At 60.2% G+C, this 11,303-nt stretch carries 10 protein-coding genes; 6 read left to right on the top strand and 4 right to left on the bottom strand.

Features of this window, described 5'->3' with window-relative positions; all coding sequences use genetic code 11:
- The 5 genes from WCA85_RS15135 to WCA85_RS15115 form a co-directional block, all read left to right on the top strand.
- Positions 1-282: dihydroxy-acid dehydratase (locus tag WCA85_RS15135; protein ID WP_424065169.1), on the top strand; the 282-nt coding region annotated here is incomplete at its 5' end.
- Between the two features lie 265 nt (positions 283-547).
- Positions 548-1,753 carry a porin gene (locus WCA85_RS15130; protein ID WP_424065167.1) on the top strand — a complete coding sequence of 402 codons (1,206 nt, stop codon included), beginning with the start codon at positions 548-550 and terminating at the stop codon, positions 1,751-1,753.
- A gap of 330 nt (positions 1,754-2,083) precedes the next feature.
- Positions 2,084-3,076 (top strand): TRAP transporter substrate-binding protein, encoded by a 993-nt coding sequence (locus tag WCA85_RS15125; RefSeq protein ID WP_424065165.1) that lies wholly within the window; start codon positions 2,084-2,086, stop codon positions 3,074-3,076.
- Positions 3,077-3,248: 172 nt separating this feature from the next.
- Positions 3,249-3,728 (top strand): TRAP transporter small permease, encoded by a 480-nt coding sequence (locus tag WCA85_RS15120; RefSeq protein WP_424065163.1) that lies wholly within the window; start codon positions 3,249-3,251, stop codon positions 3,726-3,728.
- Between the two features lie 6 nt (positions 3,729-3,734).
- Positions 3,735-5,087 carry a TRAP transporter large permease gene (locus tag WCA85_RS15115; protein WP_424065161.1) on the top strand — a complete coding sequence of 451 codons (1,353 nt, stop codon included), beginning with the start codon at positions 3,735-3,737 and terminating at the stop codon, positions 5,085-5,087.
- A gap of 143 nt (positions 5,088-5,230) precedes the next feature.
- Here WCA85_RS15115 and WCA85_RS15110 read toward each other — a convergent pair whose 3' ends face one another.
- From WCA85_RS15110 to hyi, 4 genes are read right to left on the bottom strand one after another with little or no spacing between them, the layout of a single operon-like run.
- Positions 5,231-6,001: an HpcH/HpaI aldolase family protein gene (locus WCA85_RS15110; RefSeq protein WP_424065159.1), complete on the bottom strand. Its 771-nt coding sequence runs from the start codon at positions 5,999-6,001 to the stop codon at positions 5,231-5,233.
- A gap of 31 nt (positions 6,002-6,032) precedes the next feature.
- Entirely contained in the window at positions 6,033-6,845 is an 813-nt protein-coding gene (locus WCA85_RS15105; RefSeq protein WP_424065157.1) for an NAD-dependent epimerase/dehydratase family protein, read from the bottom strand.
- 44 nt (positions 6,846-6,889) lie between these two features.
- Complete coding sequence (glxR, locus tag WCA85_RS15100) at positions 6,890-7,783, bottom strand: 2-hydroxy-3-oxopropionate reductase (protein WP_424065155.1); 894 nt, start codon at positions 7,781-7,783, stop codon at positions 6,890-6,892.
- Between the two features lie 32 nt (positions 7,784-7,815).
- Positions 7,816-8,604 carry a hydroxypyruvate isomerase gene (gene hyi / locus WCA85_RS15095; RefSeq protein WP_424065153.1) on the bottom strand — a complete coding sequence of 263 codons (789 nt, stop codon included), beginning with the start codon at positions 8,602-8,604 and terminating at the stop codon, positions 7,816-7,818.
- Positions 8,605-9,190: 586 nt separating this feature from the next.
- On the opposite strand from hyi, the gene WCA85_RS15090 reads away from it, so the two are divergent.
- Positions 9,191-11,104 (top strand): glycoside hydrolase family 28 protein, encoded by a 1,914-nt coding sequence (locus tag WCA85_RS15090; RefSeq protein WP_424065171.1) that lies wholly within the window; start codon positions 9,191-9,193, stop codon positions 11,102-11,104.
- Positions 11,105-11,303: the final 199 nt, after the last annotated feature.

Raw genomic sequence — 11,303 nt, 5'->3', positions numbered from 1 at the left:
GTGCTGCACGTGGCGCCGGAGTCATTCATTGGCGGGCCGTTTGCGCTGGTGCAGGACGGCGACATGATCGAACTCGACGTGCCGCAGAGGAAGCTCAATGTGCTGGTGTCCGATGAGGAACTGGCGCGCCGCAAGGCGGCGTGGGTCGAGCCGGCACCGCGCTTCACGCGCGGCTACGGCGCGATGCACCAGGTTCACGTGATGCAGGCGAACAAGGGCTGCGACTTCGACTTCCTGCAGCGCGACGGCACGGTCGAAAGCGGCGAGCCGGAGATTCACTAAGCGCGCGGCGCGGCTGTTCGAAGCGATGTCCTTCGAGCCGCCGCGCTAGCGTCGCATTGCAGTCGACAGGAAGAATTGTTTAGTAGCAAAGCCGCGTGCAGTAGACCAGGCGGCGAATCATACGATAAGGACTACATATCTTGCCGATCGACGTATGGGCGGATGTGTGACAACGAGAGCGAATACTGGACGCTGCAGGGCGGACAGGAAATTTCGTGCGGCATAACGAGCCGACATAACTCCAACGACAACAAAGGATGATCTGATGAAGACTTACAAAGAAGCCAGGCTTGCCGTCGCCGGCATGGCCGCGATGCTCGCTACGGGAGGGGCATTTGCGCAGAGTAGCGTGACGTTGTACGGGATTGTCGACACGGGTGTTGGCTATCTGAGCAGCCAGGCGCCCTCGACTGGCGCGACCAAGGGCGGCGCCTCGGTGTTCAAGATGATCGAAGGGATCTGGGGCGGCGAACGCTTCGGATTCAAGGGTAGCGAGGATCTGGGCGCCGGCACGAAGGCGATCTTCCAGCTCGAAGAAGGTTTTAACGCCGACACGGGTGCAGAAAGCAAGTCCGGTCTGATGTTCAGCCGCGCCTCCTGGGTGGGCCTGAGCAATACCACCTACGGCGCCTTCACGGTCGGCCGCCAGTACACGCCGTACTACAACATGCTGGCGAACTATGGCCCCACCCCGTGGCTGACCGGTGCATACGGCGCTCACCCGGGCGACCTCGACGCGCTCGATACGGACTATCGCATCAACAACTCGCTCCTCTACACGTCGCCGACCTATGGCGGCTTTAAGGTGAGCGGCATGTACGCACTCGGTGGTGTGGCGGGCAGCTTCAACGCCGGCTCGACTTGGAGCTTGGGCGCGCAGTACCAGGCTGGCGCAGCTGGGATTGGTGTCGGCTTCGCGCGCTTTAACAATGCGACGAGCGGCGGCGGCGCGTGGAGCTCGAGCTCCACGGCCTACTCGGGCACCGGTGAGCAAGGTGAATCGAGCATTACCAACGGCTACCAGAACGCAGCAGCGCAACAACGCTTCGCTGTGACGGGCGGCTACCAGTTCAGCCCGCAATGGGATGTCTCGGCCTCGTACTCAAACGTGCAGTACATCGCCGGTCCGCATTCCGGCTTCGCGTCGACGGCGATCTTCAATACGGGCGGTGCTGTGCTGCACTACCGTCCAGTCGTTTCGTGGGATCTGGCTGCCGGCTATAGCTACACCCGCGCCACTGAGGCGAATGGCATCGAGGACGCCGCCAGCTATCAGCAGGTCAACCTGACCCAGCTGTATAACCTGTCCAAGCGTACCCGTATCTATGTGCTGGAAGCATTCCAGCGCGCTAACGGCCAGACGTTGAACGGCGGCAAGGTCGTCACTGCAACGGCGGCCATCGGCGAGCAGTCCGCTGCATCGTGCCGTAGCCAGTTCGCGGCAACCGTGGGTATCAACCACCAGTTCTGATGCGGTAGCGGGTGAGCGGTGGTGGCGCTAGATGCCGCCACCGCCATTTCACAAGCCCTACGGGTATGTCCTAGGCCGCAACTCAGCAAGATGTTTATACAATCCAGCTTGTCTTACAACATGGTCCGACATGACAAGTTGTAAATCCAGCAGGGGATTGGCCGTACCGACTGTGCACATTCGAGGGTAGAGCGGGTCGCTCAGCAGGCATGTCAGATGAGCCGCCGACTGCGCCGCAGAAGTTCCATGCCGGGAATCCGGGGAATGCGGGAAGGCGCGAATCGCCGCGAACACAGTCACCTAACGAATCATTCTTGAGGAGATCACACGATGAAAAGAAATTTCGCCCAGTCCGGTGTGCGGATGCTGGTTGCTGCTTCGTTCCTCGCGTTTGCTGCCAGCGCGGCGCAGGCGCACGTGTTCCGCGTTGCCGACGTGCATAGCGACACCTTCCCGACCGTCATGGCGCTGAAATTCATGGGCGACGAGATCTCCAAGGCGACCAACGGCCAGGATACCGTCAAGGTATTCAGCAATAGCGCGCTGGGTTCGGAAAACGACACGATTGACCAGGTTCGCGTTGGCGCGATTGACATGGTGCGTGCCAACGCCGCGGCGTTCAACGAAATCGTGCCTGAATCGATGATCCCCTCGCTGCCGTTCCTGTTTCGCGACGTCGACCAGTTCCGCAAGGTCATGTACGGACCGGAAGGGCAGAAGATTCTCAATGCCTTCGCTGCCAAGGGCATGATTGCGCTGACTTTCTACGAGAGCGGTGCGCGTTCGATTTATGCCAAGAAGGCCATTCATTCGCCCGCCGACATGAAGGGGCTCAAGGTGCGCGTGCAACCGTCGGATCTGATGGTTGACGAAATCAAGGCAATGGGCGGTACGCCGACGCCGATGCCGTTCGCGGAAGTCTATACCGGCCTGAAGACCGGTCTGGTCGACGCTGCTGAGAACAACATTCCGTCGTACGTCGAAACCAAGCATTACGAAGTGGCGAACCAGTTCTCCGAAACTGAGCATTCCATGACGCCGGAAGTGCTGGTGTTCTCGAAGAAGGTGTGGGACACGCTGACGCCGCAGGAGCAAACGGCCATCCGCAAGGCCGCGACTGACTCGGTGCCTTACTACGTCAAACTGTGGACCGCGCGCGAGGCTGAGGGCGTGCAGACCGTCACCAAGGCCGGCGTAACGATTACGCCGCCCGCACAGATCGATCGTGCAGCCTTCGTGAAGGCCATGCAGCCGGTGTGGGCAAAGTATGAGAAGACGCCAGAGATGAAGCAGATCGTCAACGAGATCCAGGCGACCCAATAAGCCATTCCATAGATCAGGCTGCCGGAAATCCTTGCGGAGCAATCGCGCGGGTTTCCGGCGCTTGTCATTGTTTGGCCGGTTGCTGGTCCGCTGTTTGTTCGCGGTGTATTCGCTGTGTATTCGTTGCTCGTGCGCGCTTGCGGCTGCACTGCAATGTACGAGGATGAGATAGATGAACTTCGTGGAACGCCCAGTCCGGGCGATTGCCCGTGTGGTGACAGTGCTGGCGTCGATTTGCCTGGCTGTATTGACGCTGCTCGTGATGTATAGCGTGGTGATGCGCTACATCTTCGATGACGCTCCCGACTTCGTCGAACCGATCGGCCTCTTGATGGTCCTCGTCATTGCCTTCTTCGGTGCTGCCCTGAAAGTGCGTGATGGCGGGCATATCGGACTCGATTCGCTGGTCAAGAAATTGCCGCCCAAAGGGCAGGTCGCCATGGCCGTGTTTCAGCAGCTCTGCGTGGTCGCCTTCTCGATCGCCGTGTGTTTCGGGGCGTGGACCATGGGAACCACCACGTTCGATGACCAGATTCCGATTCTGGGCTTGCCAGAAGCGGTCCGTTACGCGATTCCGTTCATCGCCAGTGCTTGCACCATCCTCTTTTCAATCGAACATCTATTGGGGCTCTTCGCGCGGAAGCCGGCGTGATCAATCATGGAACTTGCGATTCTAACTATCAGTTTTCTGGTCTTCCTCGTTCTCGGGGTTCCGGTTTCGTTCGCGTTAGGGCTGTCCTGCATCCTGACCTATCTGCATGAAGGTCTGCCGGTGGCGACCGCGATCCAGTCGATGGTCTCGGGCATCAACGCATTTTCGTTCCTCGCGGTGCCGTTCTTCATCCTGTCGGGCGAGCTGATGCTGCACGGCGGCATCGCCGACCGCATTCTGCGCTTTGCGCAGGCCACGGTTGGGCATTTCCGTGGCGGCCTCGGCATGGCCAATGTCGTCGCCTGTACGATGTTCGGCGGCGTGTCGGGATCGCCGACCGCCGATACCTCGGCGATGGGCGGCGTGGTCATTCCATTGATGAAGCGCGAAGGGTATAGCGCGGCCTATGCAGTGAATGTGACGACGCATGCCTCGCTCGCAGGCGCCCTGATGCCGACGTCCACCAATATGATCATCTACGCGCTTGCTGCGCAGGGTATTACGGGGATCGTGGCGGGGCAGTCGATAAGCGGCGTTTCGATTGGTGATTTGCTGTTTTCCGGCCTCATTCCGGTGCTGTGGGTGATGGGCTTCGTGCTGCTCGCCGCATACTGGCAAGCGGTTCGTTACAAGTTCCCGCGCCGCGCCGACGGCTCCACTGAACTGCCGAAATTTCCGGGCTGGCTGATGGTGGCGAAGACATTCGTGGGTGCAGTGCCGGGGCTGATGGTCATTCTCATCATTCTGACCTGTGTGGCCAAGGGGATTGCAACCGCGACCGAGGCCGCGGCGATTGCGGTGGCGTATTCGCTGGTGCTGACCTTCGTCGTGTACCGGACGATGACGCTCAAGAAGCTCGGTGTGGCGCTCGCGCGCGCCACCCGGACGACCGGCGTGGTCCTGCTGTTGATCGGCGTGTCGAACATGCTGCGTTTTCAGATGGCTTACCTGGAAATTCCCGATGCGATCCAGCATATGCTCGAACATGCGACGACCATCCCCTGGTTGATGCTGCTCTATATCAACGTGCTCCAGGTGTTTCTTGGCACCTTTGTCGATATGGCGGCGCACATCCTGATTACGACGCCGCTGTTCTTGCCAATGGCCATGCACTATGGTGTCGGCCCAGTGCAGTTCGGCATCATGATTCTGCTGAACTGCTCGCTGGGGCTGGTGCATCCTCCGATCGGATCCGTTCAGTTCATCGGTTGCGCGATCGGCGAGGTTTCGATTGGGGAAACGACGAAGATCGCGTGGCCGTATTACATGGCCATCTTCAGCGCGATCAATATCGTCACTTATGTCCCGATGTTTTCAACCTGGCTGCCGAGTGTGATCAACGGCCATCCGGTGTTTTGATTTTGCGGGAACACACTGAGTGAAATGAAGAGCCCGCTTGTGCGGGCTCTTTTTTGGCTAAGACACTGCGGAGACAGCATGCTCAACGTCACGCAGAATAACGTGGCGCTCGTCGAGGAAGCTGCTGCGGTTGCGAAGCGGCTTCAGGCAGCGGACTTGAAGCGCGCCGCCAATTGCTCCGCGCCGCGCCCGAGAATCCCTACATCCGAGCCAACCGCGGTGAACGTACAACCGAGCTGGATATAGCGGCGTGCCAGCGTTTCGTCACCGATCAGGATTCCTGCGGGTTTGCCGGTTGCGACGATGCGCTGGATCGCATTTTCGATGGCCGCCTGCACGTCAGGGTGTTTGATTTCGCCGGCATGGCCAAGCGCCGCGGACAGATCGCCGGGACCGACGAACACGCCATCTACGCCGTCAACCGCCGCGATTTTCTCAAGATTGTCGAGACCAAGCCGGCTCTCGATTTGCACCAGCAGGCACAACTCGTTCGCGCATTGCTTCGGATAGTCCGTGATGCGGCCGAATCCTGAGGCGCGGGCGGCTGAGGCATAACCGCGTACACCTTCGGGCGGATAGCGCGTATAGGCGACGGCGTTGCGTGCTTCTTCTGCTGATTCCACGTAGGGAATCAGCAGGGTCTGCGCGCCGACATCGAGTAGACGCTTGATCGTCACCATATCGTTCCATGGCGGCCGTACTACGGGATGCGTGTCCGAGCCCATCGCCGCCTGGAGCTGGCAGTGCACCATCGGCAACTCGTTGGGAGCGTGTTCCATATCGAGCAGCAGCCAGTCGAACCCTGCGCCTGCGAGGAGTTCAACCGCGCCGTGGCTCGCGAGGTTCGACCACAGGCCGATTTGTTGCTCGCCTGCGGCGAGCGCGCGTTTGAAGCGGTTTTCTGGCAACTTCATGGCGTCTCCCAACGTTGAGTGGAGCTGCGTGCTAGCGCCTCTGGTTTCTGCGCTCTGGCGGTGTGAAATCGAAGCTGGCGAAGCTGCCGCCTTGATATTGCTGGGCGGTGGTATTGAGCGGATTAGGTTTGGCAAGAATCTGCCCAGCGTAGTCTTCGGCGTTCTGACGAGGCTGATAACCGAGCCGCGCGGCGCCGGAGTTGTCCCAGTAGCTGCGGGCGTTGTTGGAGACACCCCAGACCACCTGATAGCCGATATCCGGCACGTTGATCGACTGATCGATCAAATGCAGCAGATCGGTGAATCCGAGCCACGTACTCAGGTGGCGGAATTCGGTGGGTTCCGCGACGCAACTGCCAATGCGGATACACACGCTCTCAACGCCGTGCTTGTCCCAGTACAGCCGGGCGAGCGCTTCGCCCCAGACCTTGCTGAGGCCATAGAAGCCGTCGGGACGGAAGTCGCAGTCGAGCGTCAGCTTGTCCTCGACAGGATGCATGCCGATCGCATGGTTGGAACTGGCGAAGATCACGCGGCGTACACCGTGGCGTCGTGCGCCTTCATAGACCTCGACGAGCCCACGCAGATTGTTCTCGATGATTTCGGGCAACGGACGCTCGACGCTCGTGCCCGCCATGTGAATGAGCACGTCGACACCAGTCAGCAGCCGGTCGACCACCGCAGGATCGCGCAGGTCGCCGTGCATGACATCTTCGCCGGCGACGATTGGCTCCAACGCGCGCGAGCCGGCCGCCGAACGCAGATTAGCGCCTTGCTCAAGCAAGGCTTGACGCAAGACACGGCCAAGCTGGCCTCCAGCGCCGCTCAGGGCAATTTTTTTCACGAGTTGTGTCCTTATGGGAAGGGGTTCGCAAGAGGGACTGTCAATCAGTCGCCTTGCTGTTCCGGGGAGAAATTCGCCATTACTTCGAGTGCACGGACAATCGCCGAATGGTCCCATGCACGGCCGCCCTGGGCGACGCACGCGCTGAACAGTTGTTGTGTGCTCGCCGTGTTGGGCAAAGCCATGCCGAGGGTGCGCGCGCAATCAAGCGCTAGATTCAGGTCCTTCTGATGCAGTTCGATGCGAAAGCCGGGTTCGAACGTGCGCTTGATCATGCGTTCGCCGTGCACGTCGAGCACGCGCGACGAAGCGAAACCGCCCATCAGCGCTTCACGAACCTTGGCGGGATCGGCGCCGGCCCGCGCGGCAAACAGCAATGCTTCGCCGACGGCTTCGATGTTTAGCGCGACGATGATCTGGTTCGCCACCTTGGCGGTCTGACCGTCGCCGTTGACGCCCACCAGCGTAATGTTGCGGCCCATCAGTTCGAATAGGGGTTTGGCGCGTTCGAACGCCGTTCGCGGGCCGCCTACCATGATCGTGAGCGTGGCAGCCTTCGCACCGACTTCGCCGCCCGACACCGGCGCGTCGAGATAGTCGCAGCCAAGTGCGTTGATTCGTTCGGCGAATACGCGGGTTTCAAGTGGCGAGATCGAACTCATGTCGATGACCAGCTTGCCAGGCGTCAGGCCTTCGGCGACGCCATTTTCGCCGAATAGCACTGCCGCCACATTGGGCGTGTCGGGCACCATCGTGACGATGATGTCCGCTGCCTGCGCTACGGCCTTCGCGTGTTCGCAAGCGGTCGCGCCGGCGGCTACGAGTTCGTCGGGCACCGTGCGACGGGTGGAGGCGAATACTTGATGGCCACCCTTTTGCAGGTTCAAGGCCATCGGTGTACCCATGATGCCCAGTCCGATAAAACCGATCTTGCTCATGCTGTGGATCCTTGTCTCGGGTTACGCCGTGGTTACGCTGACGGTTGAAGATAGCTCGCGGCCCACCCCAAGCCAGCGGTGGTAGTCGAGGCGGGCTTGTACTCGCAGCCCACCCAGCCGTCATAGCCGATCCGCTCCAGATGCGCGAACAGGAACGGATAGTTGATCTCGCCGGTGCCGGGTTCGTTGCGGCCGGGGTTGTCAGCAAGCTGGATGTGCGCGATGCGTGGCAGGTGCTTCTGGATCGTCGCGGCGAGTTCGCCTTCCATCCGCTGCATGTGATAGATGTCGTATTGCAGGTAGGCATTGTCGCTACCGCAGGCGTCGATCAACTCGAGCGTCTGCTGAGTGCCGGTGACATAGAAGCCGGGGATGTCATAAGTGTTGATGGGCTCGATCAGCAGACGGATACCAGCGGCGGCCAGTTGCGTGGCCGCGAATTTCAGATTGGCGACCAGCGTGCTGCGGACCTGGTCGGCCGCGACGTCGGAAGGCGCAATGCCCGCGAGCACGTTGAGTTGCTTGCAGCCGAGCGCGTGGGCATAGTCGATCGCCGTACCGACGCCTTCCTGGAACTCGCCGACCCGATCCGGCAGACAGGCAATGCCGCGCTCTCCCTTGGCCCAATCGCCCGCGGGAAGATTGTGCAACACCTGCGTCAAGCCATGTTTGCCTAGCAGGTCGGCAAGCTGCGCCTTTTCATAGGCGTAGGGGAAGAGGAATTCGATGGCCTTGAAGCCCGCGTTCGAGGCGGCCTCGAAACGGTCGAGAAAATCCAGTTCGCCGAACAGCATCGTGAGATTGGCACAGAGTTTCGTCATGGTGTGTCTCGTTGCAAGCGCGCAGCTACCGGCCTGGGCATAGGCCTCGCGGGCGCAATAGGCGGAAGGACGCGCCGATAAACGGGGTCCTGGCGGGGCTCAACTGAACTCGACAAACGTGTAAAGCATCATGTCGAGTGCCGCAAAAGTTGTCAAGCAAATAACCTTTAGGTTGGGATTTTCCCTGGCAATAATGGGTGCCCTCGCAGACCGGCTAGGCGCTGATTCAGCGGGATGAAATGACAAACCGTCTTGTTTTAAGCACTGCGTGTGAATTTGTCATGCTTTCAGTCGGCTTCGCAGCGGGACAGGTCGCGCTGCTAGTGGCCTCTTATATCGCTTGACATCTATTGCGTTGTATAACAACAATAATTCGGACCCTGCGGCGTTGGCGAGATGTTTGAGGTTCGAATGGCCATCCCCTTGACGACATCTCTCCCCCGACCGCCGGGCTTGAGCAACGCTCAGTACTACGAGAAAAACATCAGGAGGCATCGTGGAATCAGGCAAGAAAAAGACCGGTCAACGTAGGGAGCAGGGCGCGCATGACTACAGCGGACCGGGCTCACCCAGTCGCCGCGCGTTTATGGTGTTTGCGGGTGCGTCTGCAGGAGCGACACTCCTCGGCACCTTGCCGGGCTGCGGTGGCAACGTGGACAGCCCGCCAGGGGCCCTGGACCCAATCTGGGGGACAGTCGGCGCTGCCACCCAGATCATCAACTCGCTGGCAGGCATTACGCAGTCCATGTTTCCGGGCGTGGACTTCACCGTCACCAGTTACGGGGCCCAGCAATGCTCCGTGATTGCCGCAACGAATCCTTATACGGGCACAACATCTCCCACGAGCCCAGGCGCGAATCAGACCAACGCCGCAGGCGCGTTCGATTCGCGGCCGGCGTTCCTCGCCGCCATTCAGGCATGCAATGCGGCGGGCGGTGGCCGGGTGGTGGTGCCGTCGGGCAACTGGTATTGCGCGGGGCCTATCGTGCTCCTGAGCAACGTCAATTTTCACCTGAGCGCCAACTGCACGATCTACTTCAGCCCGAATCCAGCGGACTACGCCAAGGACGGGCCGGTCAACTGCGGAGCGAACGGCAACCTGTTTTATAGCCGCTGGCAGGCGAACGATTGTCTGAATTTCGGTGCGCCAGTTTATGCCCACAACCAGAACAAGATTGCGATCACGGGCGAAGACACGACCTCGGTGCTGAACGGCCAGGCAATGACGCCGTTCGCCGGCAGCGGCAACACGAGTACCTGCTGGTGGACCTACAAGGGCTCCAAGGGCGAGTATGGCTGCGCAGGGTCGTCGACGCCATCGCAGGCCTACGCGAATCCGAACAACGTGGATCTGAAGACCGTCGCGCCCGGTATCTCCGACTCGTTGTACGCGCTGCTGACCAGCCCGACGACGCCCTGGCAGCAGGACCAGAACTACTTGCCCGCGCTGTCCGAGGCGGGGGTGCCGGTTGCGAAGCGTATCTTTGGTCTTGGACACTACCTGCGACCCTGCATGGTCGAGTTCATTGGCTGCACCAACGTGTTGATGGAGAACTACCACACCAACAACACGCCGTTCTGGCAGCATCACCCGACCGATTGCACGAACGTGGTCATTCGAGGCGTGATGGCAGACAGCATCGGACCGAACAACGACGGTTTCGACCCCGACGCCTGCAGCAACGTGCTGTGCGATACCGTCACGTTTAACACGGGCGATGACTGCATTGCGATCAAGTCAGGCAAGGCACTCGATACGGAATACGGTCCTTCGCAGAACATCGTGGTCCAGAACTGCACAATGAATAGCGGACACGGTGGTATCACGCTCGGTAGCGAGATGAGCGGCGGCGTGCAGAACGTCTATGCGCGCAACTTGCAGATGCTTAACCAGAACTGGGCAACCAATCCGCTCAACATTGCGATTCGAATCAAAACGAATATGAATCGTGGTGGCTTCGTGAAGAACTTCTATGTCGATACAGTCACGTTGCCCAATGGCGTCAACCTCACAGGCGGGGGGTACGGCAGTTCGCTGCTTGCCGGCAGTCCAATCAACAGCACAGTGCCGCTGGGCGTCGCCTCGGCGAACGCGGGAAACCCGTCCGCTTCGCAGGGCGGACTGATAACCTTCGATTGCGACTATGATCCGGCCGGCGACGCGGTGCGCGAAAACCCACCGGTCGTGCAGAACGTGAATATCACCAACGTGCAGGTGACCGACGTGACGCTGGACGGCACGACCGCTTCGTGCTTCCAGGCCATCGTCGCGCAGGGGCCGGTGGGCTTCGATTACAACGGACCCGCACCGACACCGACGATTCCCGCAATCACGGGTGTCACGATCTCAAACTGCAACCTCGGCACGCCAGTCAACAATGGCACCGCAACATCCACCACGCCGGGGCCGATTTACGCGTACAACGTCAACGGCATTACGCTGAACAACGTCGTGATTGGCGGCAAGACCTACAACACGACGGTCGTCGACCAGCGGTAGCGCGTCAGTCGTCCTTTGATGTCAGCGAGATGAGACGAGATGGGCATACGGCGCATGACGGCGCTGTATGCCCGGTTCGTATTCCCGCTCTCAATGAGCGCGCGCCTCACCGTCACTCATTGAAAACCCTGATGGGAGATACTAAAGTTATCGGGTCACTTGCTGACGAGGTCGCCCGGCAGCGTGGTTCAGCACGGGC

The sequence above is a fragment of the Paraburkholderia sp. genome, assembly GCF_049581445.1.
In the GTDB taxonomy this organism is placed as follows: domain Bacteria; phylum Pseudomonadota; class Gammaproteobacteria; order Burkholderiales; family Burkholderiaceae; genus Paraburkholderia.
The sequence above is the reverse complement of the archived record's forward strand: the minus strand, read 5'-3'. Positions and strand labels throughout refer to the sequence as shown.